15 protein-coding genes and 2 pseudogenes are annotated in these 19,719 nt (G+C 69.3%); 4 read left to right on the forward strand and 13 right to left on the reverse strand.

All coding sequences use genetic code 11. The features are described from left to right. Positions 1–123: 123 nt before the first annotated feature. The 3 genes from K4G64_RS13775 to K4G64_RS13785 all read right to left on the reverse strand — a co-directional run bounded on the left by K4G64_RS13775 (position 124) and on the right by K4G64_RS13785 (position 1,741). Positions 124–645 (reverse strand): hypothetical protein, encoded by a 522-nt coding sequence (locus K4G64_RS13775; RefSeq protein WP_221756328.1) that lies wholly within the window; start codon positions 643–645, stop codon positions 124–126. A gap of 123 nt (positions 646–768) precedes the next feature. After that, on the reverse strand, positions 769–1,404 hold the full coding sequence (locus tag K4G64_RS13780) for a DUF6461 domain-containing protein (RefSeq protein WP_221756329.1): 636 nt from the start codon (positions 1,402–1,404) through the stop codon (positions 769–771). Beyond that, positions 1,394–1,741, reverse strand: a complete 348-nt coding sequence (locus K4G64_RS13785) for a hypothetical protein (RefSeq protein WP_221756330.1) — start codon at positions 1,739–1,741, stop codon at positions 1,394–1,396. Before K4G64_RS13785 ends, K4G64_RS13780 begins: the two co-directional genes overlap by 11 nt. 195 nt (positions 1,742–1,936) lie before the next feature. Between K4G64_RS13785 and K4G64_RS13790 the strand changes: the two genes are divergently transcribed. Both K4G64_RS13790 and K4G64_RS13795 read left to right on the forward strand, forming a co-directional pair. Next, positions 1,937–2,938 carry a helix-turn-helix transcriptional regulator gene (locus K4G64_RS13790; protein ID WP_221756331.1) on the forward strand — a complete coding sequence of 334 codons (1,002 nt, stop codon included), beginning with the start codon at positions 1,937–1,939 and terminating at the stop codon, positions 2,936–2,938. Between the two features lie 194 nt (positions 2,939–3,132). Further along, entirely contained in the window at positions 3,133–3,543 is a 411-nt protein-coding gene (locus K4G64_RS13795) for a hypothetical protein (protein ID WP_221756332.1), read from the forward strand. Positions 3,544–3,858: 315 nt separating this feature from the next. Here the strand turns inward: K4G64_RS13795 and K4G64_RS13800 are convergent. Both K4G64_RS13800 and K4G64_RS13805 read right to left on the reverse strand, forming a co-directional pair. Next, positions 3,859–4,654 (reverse strand): annotated as a pseudogene (locus K4G64_RS13800) (transposase family protein). A gap of 194 nt (positions 4,655–4,848) precedes the next feature. Further along, positions 4,849–5,310, reverse strand: a complete 462-nt coding sequence (locus K4G64_RS13805) for a hypothetical protein (protein WP_308122358.1) — start codon at positions 5,308–5,310, stop codon at positions 4,849–4,851. A gap of 136 nt (positions 5,311–5,446) precedes the next feature. Here K4G64_RS13805 and K4G64_RS13810 point away from each other — a divergent pair. Further along, positions 5,447–5,773, forward strand: a pseudogene (locus tag K4G64_RS13810) (transposase family protein); the annotation flags it as partial. A gap of 315 nt (positions 5,774–6,088) precedes the next feature. On the opposite strand, the gene K4G64_RS13815 reads toward K4G64_RS13810, so the two are convergent. The 5 genes from K4G64_RS13815 to K4G64_RS13835 form a co-directional block, all read right to left on the reverse strand. Continuing rightward, positions 6,089–6,745: a fasciclin domain-containing protein gene (locus K4G64_RS13815; protein WP_221756333.1), complete on the reverse strand. Its 657-nt coding sequence runs from the start codon at positions 6,743–6,745 to the stop codon at positions 6,089–6,091. 65 nt (positions 6,746–6,810) lie between these two features. Next, positions 6,811–8,409: a sulfite oxidase gene (locus K4G64_RS13820; RefSeq protein ID WP_221756366.1), complete on the reverse strand. Its 1,599-nt coding sequence runs from the start codon at positions 8,407–8,409 to the stop codon at positions 6,811–6,813. Between the two features lie 124 nt (positions 8,410–8,533). Continuing rightward, entirely contained in the window at positions 8,534–8,755 is a 222-nt protein-coding gene (locus tag K4G64_RS13825) for a chaplin (protein WP_221756367.1), read from the reverse strand. 395 nt (positions 8,756–9,150) lie between these two features. Beyond that, positions 9,151–9,894, reverse strand: coding sequence for an anti-sigma factor (locus K4G64_RS13830; RefSeq protein WP_221756334.1), 744 nt, complete (start codon positions 9,892–9,894; stop codon positions 9,151–9,153). Continuing rightward, entirely contained in the window at positions 9,891–10,475 is a 585-nt protein-coding gene (locus K4G64_RS13835; protein ID WP_221756368.1) for a sigma-70 family RNA polymerase sigma factor, read from the reverse strand. Before K4G64_RS13835 ends, K4G64_RS13830 begins: the two co-directional genes overlap by 4 nt. Before the next feature lie 646 nt (positions 10,476–11,121). Between K4G64_RS13835 and K4G64_RS13840 the strand changes: the two genes are divergently transcribed. Next, positions 11,122–11,976, forward strand: coding sequence for a DUF4394 domain-containing protein (locus K4G64_RS13840; RefSeq protein ID WP_221756335.1), 855 nt, complete (start codon positions 11,122–11,124; stop codon positions 11,974–11,976). 173 nt (positions 11,977–12,149) lie between these two features. Here K4G64_RS13840 and K4G64_RS13845 read toward each other — a convergent pair whose 3' ends face one another. From K4G64_RS13845 to K4G64_RS13855, 3 genes are all read right to left on the reverse strand, one after another. Beyond that, on the reverse strand, positions 12,150–12,791 hold the full coding sequence (locus K4G64_RS13845; RefSeq protein WP_221756336.1) for a carbonic anhydrase: 642 nt from the start codon (positions 12,789–12,791) through the stop codon (positions 12,150–12,152). Between the two features lie 587 nt (positions 12,792–13,378). After that, the gene (locus tag K4G64_RS13850; protein WP_221756337.1) at positions 13,379–16,909 is read right to left on the reverse strand and encodes a hypothetical protein; all 3,531 of its coding nucleotides are present in this window, start codon (positions 16,907–16,909) and stop codon (positions 13,379–13,381) included. After that, a complete protein-coding gene (locus K4G64_RS13855) occupies positions 16,906–19,641 on the reverse strand; it encodes a hypothetical protein (RefSeq protein ID WP_221756338.1) in 2,736 nt (911 codons plus the stop codon). The genes K4G64_RS13850 and K4G64_RS13855 overlap by 4 nt, the downstream gene beginning before the upstream one ends. Between the last annotated feature and the right edge of the window lie 78 nt (positions 19,642–19,719).

The raw sequence follows: 19,719 nt of genomic DNA on the forward strand, positions 1-19,719 counted from the left end.
ACATTCTGCACTGGTCAACCTGGCGCCGCAGACGGCAACACCAAGCCCGCCTGAGTCACTACAAACGACGCGGACACAGCCCTTGAAAACTGCCCAGCACTCAGAACAAGCACCGTTGCAGTACTAGGCGGCATCGTGGATGACGAGCTTGAACTCGGCGAGGGTCAACAGGCGCGGGTTGGCGTCGTTGTGCGTAACACGGAGCGCGACAGGGGTGCCCGGGACGACGAAGATGCCATGGTTCTTGACGTAGTACTGGCCGCCGGGCGTCGGCGTGCGGTGCTCGGTCGCCGTCGTGTCGTTGGGGTTGGGCGTCAGGCCAAGCGGGTCACGGACGTACTGGTCGCGCAGCTCGGTGTAGCCGGCCGTGCCGCTGGCGGACTCCCACTGGATCATCGCGTGCAGGTGGCCCCAGCCGGCCTTGGACGGCCAGATCAGGCCGCTACGGTCGTCTGTCGCCCAGTTGCTCACCACGTAGCCGTCCGGCTGGGCGGCCTGGTGCATCTCGAACCGGTCCGTCGATTCCGCCGCTCCGAAGGGGAACCGGACGATCGTGTACGCGGTGCCCGGCGAAATCAGCTGAGGTACATCGACCTTGAGAGAGCAAACCTGCACTCCGGCTGCAACGCCACCATCTGTAGCCATAGTTCAGCATTGCCCACGGCCGGCCGACGACATGCCCACGCCGATACAGCCCGACCCGCTCGCACCGCGAAGCAGGTGCATGAGGCAGAGGCCCGTGGCTCTGGTGGCCTGGCCACCGTCTACTCAGTACCCGTCTGCGATCTTGACGGTGAGGAGGCGGCTCTCATCGGCTTCCCGCGGCACCATGCACTGCAACCGTTGCTGAATCGCCCGCACCGCGTTCGCATACGCCTCGGCACGATCACCGTTGCTGATTGCAGCCGCGTGCCCGGCGAGTTGCGCGAACGCCTGCGGCCGCGTGCCGTAGTCGCCGTCTGGGAAGAGCGGATCGCAGGACGAGAGGATCTCGCCGTCCTCGGCGTAGGAGATCCAGCGGGAGCCCGACTCGCTGTCCCTCAGACAGAGAGCCACCGTCTGCCTGGAGACCGACGTGAGGATGTCGTCTGCCGCCAGGTAGGAGCCCTCGGGCTCGATCACGAAGGACCAGCCCTCGTGTTCGCCGGCCCGGAGGACGGGGCCCTCGCTGGCAAGGACGCCGCTGCCATGCAGCTGGTCCAGGTCCACGCCGGGCAGGTCGTCTACGTCAATATCCTCACCGCGGGCCTCGATGAGCCCTGACTCTGTGCGGGTCAAGGCGACAGGGTGGAGGCCTTCGCCTCCTGCACGGGCCAGGAGCTCAGCTGGGGCGAGTCCTCTCGCGAAGACGGCGCAGTAGCCGAACTGGTAGAGCTGGCGGTGCGGAAAGGTTTCACTGGTCACGGGGCTGCCCCGTCGGGTTCCTTGATGTGGCCTCCACCGCTGCTGGCCGGCCTGCCTTGTTGGGGCCGGCCAGCAACGGTGGGATACGGCAGTTGGTGAAACGGCCCAGGTCGCCGCCCACGCCCTCGTTCTGGTTCTGGTTCTGGTTCTGGTTCTGAGGCATGCTTGCACGGGCGCACTTGGCGTTCACCGGCGGCATCTTGCCCAAGGTCGAGGCCACCACGGTGTACTGCTGGCAGATCTTGCCCGATGTGATGCCGTGCTGGGCGCCGCTCTGCTTCGACTTGGCGCCCCTGACGACAGGCTTCGACCTGCTCGAGTGTGCCTTGTTCAGCACCCAGTGAGCCTTTTCAGCGTGGCCCCTGATCGGGTGATGCGGCGCTCCCATCAGTCGGTACGGCCGCCGGCGTTCACCGGCTCGAACGCGTGGCCGACGAACGGGTCCTGCGCCTCGACGCCCGATTGGGCGGTATGAGGTGGGGCAGGCTGAGGGGCGTTCACGCACTCCCCCTCGGCGGCAGGAGACCGGCAGGTGTTACGTGTTCACTTCACGGCGGAAGACCTCGCCAGGACCCGGGTGGCCGCGACCATCGGCGTCGCGGCCGAGGTCTACTACAGCCTGGAGCTACTGAGAGGCAACCGGGTGCCTACGCACCTCCACACCTGGCGCTCGGCGGTCGCGGGCAGGACGGGGGCCGACACACTCCCCGTGACATCCCTGGTCCCGACGCGCGGTCCCGGGCTTGATCTGCTGGCCCTGACGGGCGATGTGCCCTCTCTGGACCACGCCGTGGACAATCTGCTGCACGCCCCGGTGTCCCAGCTGCGCCGCGAGATCGAGTGTCTCGACTTCCGTCCCGGACAACTGCCGTGGGCCAGACGGGTGGCGGAGGGCGACCGTGACGCGCTGCGGGAGCTGGCGAAGGCCCTGCGCGCCTGCCACCGACTGACCGTCGAGCCCTACTGGGACAGAGGACGGTCCGAACTGGTCGCGCTGTCAACCCGTAGCGCGAACCTGATGCTGGAGGGAGGCGTCGATCTCCTGCTGCGCTCGATCTGTGCACCACTGGTCCGCTGGCGTCCGCCGGTGCTCGAAGCCCCCTACCCGCGCCGAGTCGATGTGCACCTCCAGGGGCGGGGACTCCTCATCACGCCCACGGTCTTCTCGAAGCACCCGGTGAGTTTCCTGTGGGACCCGCTCGACACCGCTCAGCCACCCCGCCTGACCGTACCGGCCCTCCGCCGGCCACTGACCGGCACCGGAGTGGCGGAGTCGGACGGCGCGACCGTCCGGAACCTGGAGTTGCTGCTCGGCCGCACCCGAGCCGCCGCCCTGCGAGTGACGGCGGAAGGCTGTTCGACGAGCGAACTGGCCCGCCGCCTCAATGTCACGGCCGCCGCGGCCAGCCAGCACGCGACCGTGCTGCGCGACACGGGCCTGATCACCACCAGCCGCCGCGGCAGCTCCGTACTCCACCTCATCACCCCGCTCGGGCTGGCCCTGCTGTGGACGGGCGCCCTGACGCAACCGTGACGGCGCGAGGACGCCGCGAACGAACGTCGCCTCCCTGTCACTCACCACCGAACAAGCGCACCGAGGTGTGTGAGGTACTGCCGCACCCACCGCCCTGGCAGCCCCTTTAAGCGGTGGCTTAAAGGATGGGCAACGGATGGTCGACCTGCCCAGGATGTGAGGCGACAACCGACTCGTCCCGTCTGGAGGACCACTTGAAGCCCCAACTCGCCGCCGCTGTCGGCTCCGCCGTTCTGACCGCGGCCACCGTACTGGGAGCGACGGCCGCGGGCGCGCAGACTGTGGCGTACCCGACCACGCCCATCACAGGCGTCTCGTATGGCGCCAGCTACATCAGCGGCACTCTGACCTGGTACAACCGTTCGGTAGGGGTCGACGGAGCACTCCGGGCCGTCGGCTGCCGCAGGGCGTGGGTCGGCGCGTACGACGCCTCGGGTATCCGCCTCGGCGCCAAGAGCACCAGTACCAAGTGCGACGTGATGTATTCGCTCGACGACTTCCCGGCAGTCCCCGCAGACGTGCCCGGCGGGGCCGCGTACGTCGTCGTCTGCCTTGACGACGCCACCGCGTCCCCACTCGATTGCGAGACGTTCTACCGGCCCTGACCACTCCAACCGCTCGATAAGTGACCTTGCGCCGAGACACATACCCGGCCCCGGGGCGGCATGACACGCGCCGCCCCGGAAGCTGATCCCGTCGCCCGACGAGGCAGAGCTACGAGCCGTCAACCGTCGAGCCTCCGTAGATGACCGGGACGACGGCAGACGTGGGATGTTCGGCTGTGTGACCGTGGGAGCAATGGGGCTGCGGTCCAGCTCGAAGTCGGCTGCCCCTCCGGCGGGCGAGGCCACCGAGTGCGTTGACGAGGCCGCCAGGCAGAGCAGCCGCCGCCCGGGGTGCATCGGGCCGCCGTCGCGGATTCACCCGATCGGTGGCTGTTCCGAAAAGGAATCAATGAGGTATTTCAGCGTTTGCCGCTCCAGCGTGAGGACGGCTGCGGCGATTGACGTCATGCGATTCGGGCTGCACCGGGATCTGCGGAAGATGCGCCAGGACCTCAGTCGTGCGACACCGCGCTCGACCGGTGCCCGTGCCGCGGACAGTGCACGGTTGACGGTTCGCAGGGTTGGCGTGAGCTCGCGGCCTGGTGGGCGTCTGAGGGGTGTCGTCACCCACGAGCCGGCTCCCATGTAAGCCCGATCGGCGAGGAGCGGGACGCCCTGGCGCTCGCAGATCCGCATGATCCGGTGGTCACGCGCCGCCGTCAGGTCGTGGGCACGGCCGGGCAGTGCGGGCGAGATCCACAGCAGCCGCCCGGCTGGATCGGTCACCAGCCCGCACGTTCACCCCGTGGCGGCGGTGCTTGTGGGAGTAGTCGGCGCGGCCGTCGCCGATCCGGTCGCACTCGGCGAGCGTCCCGTCCAGCAGGACGTAGTCGGGGTCGGCTTCGCGCAGGGCACGCAGCAGGCCAGGTGCGCGGTCGGCGAGCAGATTGATGACGGCAGCCGTGTAAGCATGGGCGGTGCCGACAGATATGCCGAACCAGGCCGCGATCTGCGTGAGGGTGTCGTGCCGGCGCAGGTACACCAGCCCGACCAGCGCACGCTGGTGCGGCGGGAGCTTGCAGCGGCGGTCACCCTCGCGGGTGACGATGAGCATCGTGACCCACTCGACCAGGGCGTGAGGCAGGTCGAGTGCGGCAGAATACGGAACCAACGCGGCTCCTGTGCCTGTGGGTTGAGACTTCGAATACCTCCCCCGACAGCACGGGAGCCTCGTGCGTTGCGGGCACCGGTCCCGTCACCCGATCAGTGGCCACGCTGAAAACGCTCACTGAGCCATTTCAGCGTGACCACCGATCAGGTGACGGCTTCGGCGCCCCAGGCAACAAGCACTCGCCGAGGAGACAGTCAGTTGAAAGCGTCAGTCATGCAGTCCACCCAACAGTCGGCGGCATCAAAGCGCTGGCGGAGGGCGGCAGCTGCCTCTTCGCGCCCCACGAAGTGCCCGTAGTGCTGGCACGCCACCCTGGTCACGTCCCCGACCGTGACGATGGCCGGTTCGCCGCGTGCGGCCTGGCGGCGTGCTTCGGTGATCGCCATGTCCGCAGAACGCAGCAGGCTTCTGGAACGGTCCCGGATCACGGCCGCCTGGGCCCGTTTCGCCGAGAGGGGGCGCAGGACACGTCCCCTCCAGACGTAGCCGGCGGCGACAAGGATGAGACCGAGCGCTACGAACAGTAGTCCGCCGGGGGCGTGAGGTCGCATCTGTCCAGTCTCCACCACTCGCGTGGTGATCGTCATGCCCGCGCCGGCGTGACGCTGCCGATTTTCGGAGCGACTTGGTGTCAGTGATCCTTTCAGCACGGCCACCGACCGGATGGCGCAACCGGGATGCACAACGCACGAGGCTCCCGTGCCGTTGGGGGGTGTTCAAAGTCTCAACCCATAGGTGCAGGAGTCGCGTTGATTCCCTACTCTGCCCCACGCCCTGGCCGATTCGGTCACCATGCTCATCGTCACCCGCGAGGGTGATCGACGATGCAAACTCCCGCCGCACCAGCGTGCGCTCGTCGCCCTGACGTACTTGCGTAAGCACGACACACTTGCCCGGATCACCGTCGGCTTCGGTATCTCGGTGGGCACCGCTCACTCTTACACCACCTCTGTGATCAGCCTGCTCGCGGACCGTGCACCGGGCCTGCTCAAGGTGGTGCGCGAGACCGATCCCTACTACGTCCTGCTCGACGGCGCTCTCGCGGAGTGCGACCGCCTGGGCGACGGCCGGGCCGACTACTCTGCCAAGCCCCGCCGACATGGTGTGAACGTGCAGTTGCAAGGAGCGTCACGCCCACTCGCTGGAACGGGTGCTGAGGGTTTTTCGGTCCGGGGAAGAGCTGCAAATGAAGCAGTGGGGACGGGGGGCCAGAAGATCGACTCAGACACGTGGTGGACGACAGAACCGTACATCCCCGCCGCTCGCATCGTTCCGGCACGCAAAGTGGAGGTCCTTGAGGTCCTCACGGAACGCGGCGCGAGCCCGACGGAGGAATACGGGAAATCCTCTTCTGTCACGGTGCCAGGGCTTGCGCAAGAGGGGCCTCGGCCGGGCGCGTTCACGTGGCGCCCGGCCGACGGGTCTGGTGTCTGGTCAGCTTTGCGGCATCAGCACGGTGTCGATGATGTAGACGTTGGCGTTGGCGGTCTTCACGTTGCCGCAGACCACCTTGGCAGAGTCGTTGACCGTGTAGGACTCGCCGGACCCGGACGTCGTCAGCTTGGACTTCTCCAGGGTGTCGAAGGAACCGCTCTCCAGGTCCTTCGGGGTGAGCTTCTGGCCCACGACGTGGTAGGTGAGGATCTTGGTCAGCTGCTCCTTGTCGTTGAGCACCTTGTCCAGGTCCGCCTTGGGGATCTTGGCGAAGGCGTCGTTGGTGGGCGCGAAGACGGTGATGTTCTCCGCGTTGTTGAGGGTGTCGACCAAGCCGGCCTTCTTCACTGCGGTGACCAGAGTGGACAGCGCCGGGTTGTTGGAAGCGGCGGTGGCCACGGGGTCCTTGGCCATGCCGTCGAAGGAGCCGGCACCGTCCTTGGGTACGGAGGCGCAGGCGGGGCCGAAGGGCTCGTCCATCGTGGAGGTGCCGGAGTCGGTCATGGTGTCGTCGGTGGCGGGAGCGGACGCCGAGGCCTTGGTGTCGGTGTCGGACTTCGCCGAGCTGCCGCCGTCGTCGGAGCAGGCGCTCAGCGCGAGGGGGAGGACGGCGGCAGCGGCGACGGTGGCGGCGATACGGCGGATTCGAGTGTTCACGTTGATTCTCCAGTAGGGATTGGCGTTTGCCACTTCTGACAGGGAATGAGGTGGGTGGTCTGTGGTCACTCGACAGTCACCACGACGGAGTGCCGGCCGCTGGCGCCGTCGGGGACTGTGCGGGTGCGTCGTGCGGTTTGCACCTGGCCGGTGCGGTCGGTGGCGCGGACGGTGAGGGTGTGCCCGCCCTTGGCGGCCCGCCAGGGGAAGGACCACTGGCGCCAGGTGTCCCGGGTGTCCTCGGCGGCCAGGGTGGCCGCCTGCCAGGGCCCGTCGTCGACGCGGACCTCGACCCGGTCGATGCCGCGGGACTGGGCCCAAGCGACTCCGGCCACCATCACCGTTCCGGCCTTCGGGCGGGCGAAGGGTTTGGGGGTGTCGATCCGCGACTGGGTCTTGACGGGGGCCCTGCGGGCCCAGTCGCGCCTGACCCAGTAGGCGTCGTAGGCGTCGAAGGTGGTCAGTTCGATGTCCTCGATCCATTTGCAGGCCGAGACGTATCCGTACAGGCCCGGGACGAGCATGCGGACGGGGAAGCCGTGCTCGAAGGGCAACGGTTCGCCGTTCATGCCGAGGGCGAGCATCGCGTCGCGGCCGTCCATGACGTCCTCGACCGGGCTGCCGATGGTCATGCCGTCCACCGAGCGCGCCACGAGCTGGTCGGCCGGTCCTCCCTTCGACGGCGGTGCGACACCGCACTCCGCGAGGAGTTCGGCCAGCCGGACGCCGATCCAGCGGGCGTTGCCGACGTACGGGCCGCCGACTTCGTTGGACACACAGGTGAGTGTGATGTGACGTTCGATCAACTCGCGTGCGAGCAGGTCGTCGAAGGACAGGGTGAGCGGACGGTGCACTCCGGTCCCGTGGATGCGCAGCCGCCACGCTGTGGCGTCGACCTTGGGCACGAGCAGGGCGGTGTCCACTCGGTAGAAGTCCTTGGTCGGGGTGATAAATGGGCTGACGCCAGCTATCCGTACCTGCGCTGCTTTCGGCGTCGCCGGGGCCGGTGAATCCGCAACCGGTAGGGCGACGCTGTTGCGGGAGGAGGCCGCGGCCTTGCCACTGGAGTTGTTCAGAGTCCGGCCCAGTGCACCTGCCCCTGCTGAGGCTGCGGCAGCGGCCGTTGCCGCGATCACGAAACCGCGTCGGTCCCAGCCCTGGCCTGCCGGCCCTTCCGGATCTGCGTCGTCGTGCGGTGCCCGGGGCGAGGCAGAGAGTCGTCCGATGAGGACATACAGGAGCCCGGCGCCCGCCACTGCCCCCAGGAGAGAGGGCAGGGCGTCGGTGAGGCCGGTGGAGTCGGGCCTGTTCAGGGCTGCCACCGTTCCCACGGCACCGAAGACCAGAACCCCGGCAGCACCGATACGCCGATGGCGCAGAGCCAGAACGCCGAGAGCCAGTGCGAACACTGCCAGGACGGCGAGAATGCCGATCTGCAGCACCAGTTTGTCGTTGGTGCCGAAGGTGCGGATCGCCCAGTCCTTCACCGCCGCCGGTGTGCGGTCGATGGCGGCACCGCCGACTGCAACCACCGGGCCGGCCTGCGGACGTATAACTCCCGCCACCAGCTCGGCGACAGCGAGCGCGGCGAGGCCGGACAGAAGACCACTCAACGCACTTAGTGCGAGAGGCGGCCCACTCACCAGGCTTCGCAGCTTCTTCATTTCCTCGCTCACGGGGGTAATCCGCAGCCGCCCGGCCGCCGGATTGGCCCGGAACTCAATCGGATTGGAATTCCCTCCGGGCCAATCCGCGGGACCAGCGGCTACGGATACATCCTCGTGCCGGTCAGCTGCGCCCCGTCTTCCAGCCGTGGTCGCTGACGTTGGCGCAACTGTTGCCGAAGGCGGGGTTGAGCAGGCCGATGACGTTGACCGTGTTCCCGCAGGCGTTAACCGGGATGTGAACCGGCACCTGGATGACGTTGCCCGAGGCGAGGCCAGGAGATCCGACGGCCGCACCCTGGGCGCCGCTGTCCGCCGACGCGCCCGCAGCCGCGCCCAGCACCATCACCCCGGCAGCGGCCACGAGCCCGGCATTCCTGATCGCGCGATTCTTCACAACAGTCTCCTCATGTCATGTTCCCGGGCGAAAGGAAGTTCGCCCCACCCGCCGCATCCGGCAGCAGGCACGGGCAATCCGCTCTGCGGGCGAAATCCGGATTGCCGGACGGCGCGTCATCCACCCAAAAGGAGCAGTGCAAGGAAACTCGGACGGTCAGCTGGACACGCAAGACGTGGTGGTACGAGCGGCGTTGCCGATGACGACGCTGTAGCCGAGCGCGCGCGGGCCTCCTCCGGTCAGCCGTCCGGAGGTGCTCGCCACCGGCGGGTGCCCGTCAGCGCCAGGATGCGGACTCGGAAGCGCGCCGACATGGTCGTCTCACCGGGTACCGGCGTGTGTGGTCATGTCGGCAGGTTCACCACGGCCAGGGGCGCCGAGGTGGGGCGGTCTGATCCTCCGGCGGGTTCCACGGTGATGCCCACGGCGGAGGCCGAGTTGGCCGAGCCGGACAGGGCCACGGTCTGACGGGTGCGGTCGGTGTCCATCAGGCCTGCCGGACGCATCGTGCCGTCCTGGTCGTACCAGAGTTGGTAGACCTTGCCCTTGGGCGGCGCGACCATGTCGGCCGCCACCACAACGGCCTTGTCCTGCGCGCGGGAGACGACGAGCGTCGCGCTCGCGCCCCGCAGCGGGATCCGACGCGACACGGCATCGGAAGCCCCCAGCACAGTGGCCAGCTCGTCCGCCTGCCGGCGGGCCTGCTGTTGCTGCGCGACGGCGTCCTCGGCCCGGTTGTGCTCCCATACGGCGACACCGCCCAGGGCGGTTGCCGCGGCAAGGCAGGCTGCGAGCAGGAGAGGGGGAAGTCGCCTGCGCAGTCTCGCCGCCGGCGGCGTCCGCGGGACGTGCGGAGCCACCTGCCGCACCGTCGTCACCCGCTGTTGAACCTGCCCTTTCATGGCGGGGCTTGGCGTGACGGCGACGGCGGCCGCCAGTTTCGCCGCAGTGGCCGTGAACTCGGTGATCTCCTCCGCGCAGGACGGGCACGCGTTCAAGTGCTGTTCGAAGAGGGCGCCTTCCTCGTCGGACAAGGCGTGCAGGGCGTAGGCCCCGGTCAGGGTGTGCAGATCGGTGTCGGTCGTCATGCGCTCACTCCGAGGCAGTCGCGCAGGCGGATCAGTCCGTCACGCAGGCGGGTCTTGACCGTTCCCAGGGGCAGCGACAACTGGGCGGCCACCTCGCGGTAGGTGAGTCCGCGGTAGTAGGCAAGGGTGACGGACTGGCGCTGCAAATCGGTGAGCGTGCGCAGACAACGGCGGACCTGTTCGCGCTCCAGGCGGTTCTCGACCTGTTCGCTCACCTCGTCGTACTCGGGCAGCTGGTCCAGCAGCGCGGCCTTGTGATCCCTGGCCGCGGCCGCCTCCACCGAGCGGACCCGGTCGATGGCACGCCGATGGGCGAGGGTGAGGATCCAGTTCAGGGCCGTACCGCGCTCAGGCCGGTAACGCGGTGCGGTGCGCCACACCTCCACCAGCACCTCCTGGGCCACCTCCTCGGACTGCGCCACATCACGCAGCACTGCACGGGCCACACCCAGTACGGAAGCCGCAACGGCGTCGTACAGCCGGCCGAACGCATCCGTGTCCCCGCGCGCGACGGACTCCACCAGCGCTTCCAGATCCGGTTGTTTCACCGGACGAGGACCGATAAATACGGGTTCCTTCACCGACATCCATCCTTGTGCTGCTGTGCCCAGCACCGTTGTCCGTTCGCTTGCGTACGTCACATCTTGGCCTTGCAATTCCCGTGCCGGACGTACGTACCCGGCTGTGCACCCGCGTCAGCGCCGTGGGGAAGCCACCGGAGTGTCAGTCAGAGCGATGGGGCTCAGCCGACGCGGGCAGTTGTCGTCTGTCACGCAGGGAATCCGGGGCTGCTCGGTGTACGGATTGGTCTCTGGGGCAACGAAGTGCGGCTCTGCGGGCCTACTGGCCGCGGTCGCGTCAGGTGGTTCAGGTGGTGAGGGGATGATGGCGAGCGGGTCGGTGGTGGGTCGCCGGGAGCCTCCGGCAGGCTCGATCGTGATGCCGACTGCGGCAGCACCGGCCAGCGGCCCTTCCAGGGCGCGACACGACTGCTGGACGGTGCGGCTTGGGAGGCTGTGTGGGCTTGTGCTGCCCGGGTGTCGGCGTCGTCGGCTAAAGGCACTGGCCGGAGAAGCGGCAGCAGCCCTGGATAGGGAAAAGGCGCAGGCTCGGTCTTGCGCCTTTCGGGTGGCATCTGTTGTCACTCCCCGACCGCCGCGGCTTCGGCACCGGATTCCCAGCGAGACCCCGATCGCCGTGTTCGGGGCCATTCGATCTGGGAGTGTCATGCGCACCCGTACCACAGCAACCGCCGGCGTGGTTCTCGCCGCCGTCTGTGCCGCCCCCGCGCTCGCGGCCGCCGACCAGACATCGGCTTCGGCTCAGCACCGGGGCCTCACGGCCGTCGGTCTGACCAGCGACCAGCGCCTGGTCGAGTTCGAGGTCGACAAGCCCACCGCGACCTGGTCGCTGGGCAAGATCACCGGCTTGGCCGGAGACACCAAGCTCGTAGGCATCGACTTCCGCGTGCAAAACGAGAAGCTGTACGGCGTCGGCGACAGGGGAGGCATCTACACCCTCAGCACCCGCGCCAAAGCAAAGAAGGTCTCCCAGCTGACCGTCGCCCTGTCCGGCACCAGCTTCGGCGTCGACTTCAACCCTGCCGCCAACCGGCTCAGGGTGATCGCCAACACCGGCCAGAACCTGCGGCACAACATCGACGACCCCGCTGCCCCGCAGACCACCACCGTCGACGGCACGCTCAGCAACCCCACCACCCCGCCCTCCACCGCCATGGGCGTCTCCGGCGCCGCCTACACCAACAACGACCTCGACCCGGCCACCGCGACCACGCTGTTCGACCTCGACACCATGGCCGACCGGATCTCCCTGCAGTCCCCCGCCAACGCAGGGACGCTCGCGCCCGTCGGCAGCCTCGGTGTCGACGCCGATCTGAACGCAGGCTTCGACATCCACTACAGCTCGGCCACCGGCATGAACCACGGCTACGCCACCCTCAAAACGGCCGGTGCCTACCGTCTGTACGGCATCAACATCCTCACCGGCAAGGCCACCAGCAAAGGCACCTTCCCGAAGAAGCACCAGGTCACAGACCTGGCCCTGCCCCTCAACCAGAAGTAGCCCACCTCGGCGGAAGTCGACTCACGGCCCGCAGGACGCACTTCTGCGGGCCGCCTTCGTCATTGCGTGGGCCGATGCGGCCGAGGTTGTAGATCAGTGAGCGTCCCGCCCAGGCTGGGCGCGCGCCTCGTGCCCGGGCAGGCCGGCATGGCCGGTATCCCGGGCCCGGGCGGTCAGGAGACCGCAGGGGCTGCGGCGTCGATACCGCGGGTCGCGACGAGCTGTGCACTACCGTCGGCCAAGCGGTAGGACAGACCCACCACAGCCGTCTGGCCGGCGGCGACTCGATCGGCCAGGACGCGGGAGCGTTCCAGCAGCAGGTCGACGGTCCGCTCGATGTGCTCGGCGAGGATCTCCTCGGGCTGGTGGCGCCCGGCGGCGCGGGCCGCGAGGACGCTGGGAGTCACCCGTTCGACCACGTCCCGGACGAATCCTGCGGGCACCTGACCACCGTCGGCGGCGGCGCAGGCAGCTGCAATGGCCCCGCACGAGTCATGGCCCAGCACCACAACCAGCGGACAGTCCAGCACGCTCACGCCGTATTCGATGCTGCCCAGCGCCTCCGCGCCGCCAACGTGCCCGGCGGTCCGCACGACGAACAGGTCTCCCAGCCCTTGATCGAAGATGATTTCCGCAGCCAACCGGGAGTCGGAGCACCCGAACAGCACAGCGAAGGGTTTCTGGGCAGGTGCGATCTGCGCACGACGCGTGGCGTCCTGGTGCGGGTGCTCAGGGGTGCCCGCAAGGAAGCGCTGGTTGCCGGCCAGCAGCAACTCGAAGGCGTCACGAGGTGTCGGAGTCTTGGTGTCGGCCATGTCCCGCAGCCTACGATCCGACAGCAGCCGTCGCCGCCAAGGGCGGCAAAGTGTCCCGGGCCCGGCACAGGCCGCAGGACGTGCCCGCCGCCACGGCCAAGACCTCATCATCGCGCGGACGCCTCCGCCGCCACCGCCTGCGCTCGTGTGTCGAGCGCACAAGCCGAGTTGACCTGCTTTGTCGAGAATCACCACCACGGGCTGTTCATCCCACACCAGCGTGCTCCAGCCGAGGAACTTGCGGCGTGGAAGCAGCACCACGACGCCTCGCACGGCCGTGCCCGTTCTCGCGTCGGCACGCCTTCGCGCGTGAAGACCTGGAAGATCCTCCGCGAATGCCGGCTCCCGCCATGACTCCGGTCTCCGTGCATCCGCGCATGCAGCCAGAGCGTAGACGGGATGACGATCAAAGGTCCGCCCATCGACTCCACCCAGACAGAAGAGGTGTGGGACGCGTCGGCTGCGGCACCGTGGCCGCCGGGATCGAGCACCGGCGTGCCGATGGGCTGCCGGCGGCACACCACAGCAGTCCTGCCCCGTGTGCCGACCAGCTTCGACCGAGCGTCAACCGGTGACGAACGACGGCATCACGGCCCCGGCAACAGCACCGTGTCCGTGAACACCGTCCGTTCCGTCACCTCCCCCGGTGTCCCCGACTTGAGAAACGCCCCGGGACGGGGTTCGTCGTTGGGGAGGAACTCCACCTCGCGGACCCGTACGCGGAACGGGCCGTCGCCGGGCGGTACGGAGAACTCCGACTTCCATTCCTTGAGGACCGGCGAGAGACCGACCCGTTTGGGTTCCGGCGACCTCGGAAAGCCCTGACGCTGCCAAGCCGGTACGCCCGTCACCGTCTCGAATCCAACGAGGTCCACCTTGTCGGCGGGGACACCGCCCGGCTGGGTGCAGCGCTCGAGGATCATGTCCACCCTGTTGACGGCGGGGGCGGGTGACACGACTCCGGTCAGCCTGAACTCGTATCCGCGGTCGGCCTTGCGCGTCACGCGCAGCGTCCGGTCGGGGAGGAGGGGCACCAGATCGGTGCGTACCACGGGGGACAGCGAGAGACCGTCGAGGCTGTCCGGCTGGTACCGGGCGACGGCGAGCCGGACGAGGGAGCAGTTGAAGGACGTGTCGTCCGCTCCGGTGAACGTCACGTCGCCCAGCCAGCATTCGCTGTCCGGGTGGTACTCCGGCTGGTGCGGTACGACCACCACGTCCGCGCCGGCCTCGTCGAGCCGCACCCGCTCCTCCTGCCCTGCGGCGCCGGTGATATGGCGGGCGAACGGCGCCCCCGCGCGGATGCCCCTCGATGGGTGGAGGGGGTCGAGGCCCGCCTGGGTGACGAAGGGTGCGAGCGCGTCCGTGGTGGCCTCGTGCTCCGGGCGTACGACCACGGCGAGCAGTTCACCGGCGCCCGTGCTGTACCAGGGCCGCGCAAGGGCGACCCGTACTCGGTTGCCGAGACGCTCGCGGACGAGCACATGGGTGACCGCGTCGAGGTCCCCGGTGCGCTTCCACTGGAACGCGGGACGGGTGAAGAGGACCACCGGGGGTGCGGGGCGGGCGGTGCTGCGCACGACGACCGGTGGCAGTTGTCTGGTCACGGCGAAGTCGTCGGGACTCCCGGAGTCGCGGAAATGGTCGCGGAAGCGGCTGACGGCCCGGAGCCGGTAGGTCACCGTGCGGTGGCGGGTGTCGCCGAACTCCTGCCGGAACAGGATCTGCGGGCGTGCCGGTCCGTCCTCGGCTACGGCGAGGGTGTCGACGGGCACGTCGGTGAACTGATGCGCTTCGTCGTCCAGCTGGTCCGGCCAGCTCGCGGTGACCTCCAGTTGGGCCGTACTTCTCGGGTCGTACACGTCGGACTGTGGCGCGAAGGCGGCGACCGTCGCGTTCGGGTCGCGGACGACTCTCAGGGCGGTGTCGGGAGGCCTGAGCGGGTGCTGGACGGCATGCACCAGGGTGAGGGTGCGGGCGGGTGTGACCATCGGGTGGCGGCCCTGGCGGAGGGCCTTCACCGAGTTCTCCGGGGGGTCGGCGACGTGCAGGGCGAAGTCGTCGACGATGTCCTCGCGGGGGAACGTCGACAGGTCGAGCGAGATCCGTTGCGCCGGGGCGAGGCGGACCACCAGTCGCTCGCCCTCCCAGCCCACCACGGGGCGTCCGGCGGACGGGGTCGTCAGCCTGAGCGTCTTCGCCTGGAGGTCGGGCCACTCCTCGTCCCAGGCCCTCGTCGGCATCGGGGTGTCCCGGCCGGTACGGGCCGCCACGATCCCGCCCGCTGCCGGATCCGGCAGCAGCCGGGCGCCCTCTGGCGTCTCCGGGTCCCCGGCAGCGAGTGCGCGGCCGACCCATGCCCAGGTCACACGGTCCGCATCGGGCGTGCCGAGGTCGAGCATGCCGTGCTGCTCGGCGACGGCCAGGGTGCTGCCGGGTGGGCGCAGCACCCGCTCGTCGTCGAGGGCGTGGTTCGTCTGCGCGGCGAACTCCTCGACGTCCAGGCCCATGAGGGGATCGCTGCGCATGACCACGTGTTCGACCGACTCCCCCGGGGCGGAGTGGGCGGGGTCGGTCCCCTCGGGGTACGAGATCTCCGGGGCGCACAACGGCTCGTAGCGCCCGTAGAACTCGGGGGCGGTGGTGTGCCGGTCGGCCGCCGGGTCATCGGGTGCGAGTCCGCCGCCCGCGACGTCGGCGGCCCGTGCCCGCAGGGAGTAGTGGCGTCCGAAGCGCAGCCGGGGCAGTGTGCCCTCCTCCGCTGTGAAGGACATGCTGAGGTTCATGCCGGGTGCCGGGGGCGGTGACGGCGGGGGCGTGCCGTCGAACGACGGTCGGGGCACGGCCAGGCTCCAGCCCCGCCAGCCGGCCACGATCTCGTCCGCGTGCAGGCCGCTGCGATCGTGAATCGCGGCGTTCGCCTTCAGGTGGCCCTCCTCGGGCGGCCCCGCCTCCCCGTCCGTGCCGATCGGGGTGAAGTCGTCCGACAGGGCACCGTCGGGGAGCCGCTCGTGGACCCGGTAGGTGGCCCTGCGCCGGTGCAGTGAGAACCACTCGTCCCCGCCGAGTTCGGGCAGGACGTCGACGCGGTAGCCGAGGACCAGGTCGTCGGCGGTGAGGACGTCCGGCTCCGCGCCTCGGTTGCGCACCCCTCTCTCACGACGCTCCGTCATGTCCTCGCCGCGGCCGCGCAACAGCAGTTGCAGCCCGTCCGAGCGCAGGGCGGGCAGGGCGGGCGGCTCGGCCGGGCGCGCGGCGAGCGCGCGAGCGGCTTCGCGCATGCGCTGGGCGGCCACGTCCACGTCCACGGTCGCGACCTGCCAGCGCGGGTTCCCGCTCCGGTCCCGTTGGTCGAGGGTGACCATGCCGCCGTCCACCCGGTCGGTGCCGGCCGGGCGGAAGTCGCCGCCGAAGGCGGTGCGGGGGGAGACGATCCCCGGCAGTGCGGCGGGACGGCCGGGCCACAGCACCCGCACCGTTCCCGCCGACGGGTCGCCGGTTCCGCCCAGACCGAGCGGGAGCTCGAAGATCAGGCCCAAGGCCCGCAACACTGCTGGGTGTTCGCGCAGCAGCGACAGGGTCCGGTTGAAGCCCGGCCGGTCCGACGGGGGGCCGGGAGCGGTGGCGCCCGGAACCGGCTCGTCCGGGCGGAGCCAGTGGTCACGTTCGAGTGCATCACGCGCCTTGTCGGTGAAGTCCGGTGAAACAGCGCCGAGTTGGGCGCTGACCTCGGCCCTGGACGCATCGCGGAAGGTGCGCACCACCTCATCCGCGTCCTCGGACGTGGCGTGCACGGTGAGCGGTTCGTCGGCCGGCCCGGGCGGCCGGTTGTCACCGCTTTCCGCGGGCAGGTCTGCCACGAGGCGTTGCCAGACGCCGGGCTGCGTGTGCAGAAGGGGTTCGAGGTCGAGTCGTGCGGCAGGGGTCGCCGGCGGGGCGGAGCCCGGGGTGAACAGTTCGACCCGTACGGACCCCCCGGTGAGGGCGGCGGGCGGCCACTGGGCCATCCCGTGTCCGGCCGGGGTCCCGCCGTCCAGTCGTGGCACGACCAGCACGCGCAGCAGCCGGCCGCCGTCCTCGAAGCCACCCGGCACGGGGATCCACAGCATGTCACTCATGATGCGAACGCCTTCCGGTATCGCTGCCACGCTTCGAAGCCCGCGTCGTCACGCTCGGCGCCTGTCAGGCGCCGCACACCCCGGGCGGGAGCGCTGCCCCCGATGAGTTCGAAGGTTCCGCTGTCGACGGTCACCGTCTCCGAGTACAGCGTCAGGTCCAGTTCGATCACCATGGTCGCGCGACCGAAGAGCCTCGGCGGGCCGTCCAGGTAGGTGAGCGAGACCCGCAGCTCGACGGCGACCGTCACCAGGCCGAGCAGCTCCACGCTGCCGCCGATCCGGATGAACGCCTCGAGCTCCACATGACCATCCGGCCGGCGCTGGAAGCGCACCCCTCCCAGGGCGTGCACCTCGGCCTTGGCGACCACGAAGTCGACGGCCAGCATCGCGCCGAACTCCAGGGAGATCTCCACCCTCGGTTCGTTGTCACCCGCGATCTCGACATCGGCGTACCCGCCGCCGCCGAACGCCGAGACCGAGAGGGCGAAGGGGTGCTCGCGGCTGGCGAATCCGAGTGCCACGACCACCGGCTTCTCGACGAAGGGAACGGTCACCCGTACCCGCCCGGTCACGTTCTGCAGCACGAACAGACCCGCCGCGGCCTTCGGTATCCCGACCTCGTAACCGACGGTGACGCCCGTCGTCGACACGCCGCTGGTCGGTCCGCGTACCCCGATGAGCTTCTCCAGTTGCGACTGCAGCTCCTGCAGCAGCTTCAAGGGACCCGCGAACTCGATCTTCAGTCCGTCGACGGCGACGGCGGGTGCGTGGCCGGCGGTGCGCGTGAACGTCACTGCGTCGAAGGACAGTTTGAGCAGCAGCGGGAGTGGCGGCGGCGGCAGGGCCAGGGCGAAGTTCCTCAAGACGCAGGTGGTCACTGGCTCCAGTGCGCCGGGCGTACCGGTGCCGGGGGCGGCCGGCGCGTAGCCGGTGAACAGGTCGAGTTCGGGCGGTGGCCCTGTCTGCCTGGCTCGGAAGGCGTTGTGCGCCTTCAGCCGCAACCGCTCCCACCTCATCTCCGTGACCAGCGCGTCGTTCACCCGCGTCTGGATGATGCTGGGTGGTTTCGGCTGGAGCGCGGCCTCGATGAGGGAGGCGAGGGGGAAGCCGAACAGCGTGGCCCCGTTGAACGCGTTGTGCAGCGCGTCCTCGAAATTCGGGGATCCCGGCAGCACGCCGGTAGGTACGGGCCCGAGTTCGCGGGAGATCCCGTCGGCGTTGAACCGGGGCGCCACGAGGCCGCCCGAGCGGTCGGCGTTCTTGGCGAAGCTGACCGGGACGCCGGAGGGTGCCTCGAAGCGGAACGGGACGTCGGGAACAGCGGCAGCACGCTCGGTCTCCGTCAAGGATCTGGTCAGGCGGTGCAATTGGGGCGTGTAGCGCAGGGGCTGTGGCTGGTCGTGCACTCCGGGGAGCAGGGACCGGAGGGCGGGCAGTATGGCATCGAACTTCACGATGTCCGGGCGCGGGCCCGTGCCGTCGTCACGGGCGCCGAACGTGAGCGTGTGCACCTCCAGTACGTCTCCGGGCTTGGTGTCGGCGCCCACCATGTCGAGGCTGGTGGCCGGTATGCGGGCTGTGGCATGGGGCTGCCAGTGGGCCTGCACGGCCGTGGTGGGAGCCGTATGGGGGCGGCTGAAGAAGATGAGCGGCAGGACGAACTCGATGTCCGTGTTCCCGGAGCGGCAGCGGATGGGGAACCGTACGGGGGCCAGGGGGCCTCCGGGGATGAACATGTGCGTGTCTTGCGGTTCTGCCGTGGTACTGAGGACGAATTCCTTCCCGAGGATCTCCACCTGGTCGAACGGGAAGGTCGGCGTGCGGGTACCGGTGAGGAGCTGCTGGGTGATCACCAGAGTGCGTCTCCTCAGCAGTCCCGCGACGCAGCCGAGCGTCTGGGGATTGTGGACGGGAAGGAACTGCCGCGTGGTGTAGTCCTCGTAGACCGCGCCGAAGCCGAAGGGCCACAGGGTTCCCTGAGTGGTGACATCCACCTTCTGGTCACGTCCGAGAACCATGTCGTGGGACCACGAGTCGGTCGGCCACTTCGCTGCGGCCGAGAGCGAGCCGCCCAGTGCGGTCAGTTCGAAGCGGGTGGCCCTCGGCAGCGAGACGGTCTGGCTGGATTCCACGATGTGCTGCCGCCACGCCTCCAGCGGAGGCGGCTGGAAGAGGCCGTCGGCGAGGATGCCGCTCTTCTCCGTGACGAGGGTGGGCCGGATCGTCAGGCCGGCGTCGCCCTGTGACGCGTCACTCGCCCGCAGCAGCGTGGACCACAGAGCGACCGTGCCTGATGCGGCGACGACGGGCCGGTCCGTGTGCTCGGCCACCACCTGAGTGCCCGGCGTCCGGGCCAGCGGGACGACACTGAGTCCCCAGGGCATCTCGATGCCCGAGGTCGGCTCGACACGGGCGCGGTCGGTCAGCGCCCCGAGGATCCCCGCCGCGCTCAACTCGATCACGGTTCCCGGCGCAATCCCGAATTCCAGCGCCCCCGAACCGGACAGGCGCGAGTCGCTGTGCACGAGACCGGCCGTGTGGAAGCCGGAGACCGTCGTCTGCTCCAGGACCGCCTGCGGCGGAAGGCCCACGGTCACGGTCGCCCGGTCGTCCGTCGCCACCAACGCCGGGAGTGCGGAGGGCCCTGGACCACGGATCTCGAACCCCGACCACCGGACGGCGAGGACCACGAAGTCGTCGCTGCGCACGATGAGGAAGTTCTGCTCTGCCACAAGTCATCACCCGCTTCAGGGCCGACGGTCCGGCACCGCTCCTCCCCGGCGGCCCCTTCACGCGGTCGCGCCGAAACC

Origin of the sequence: Streptomyces sp. WAC04114 (genome assembly GCF_019733245.1) — a bacterium.
Classification (GTDB): Bacteria; Actinomycetota; Actinomycetes; order Streptomycetales; family Streptomycetaceae; genus Streptomyces; species Streptomyces massasporeus_A.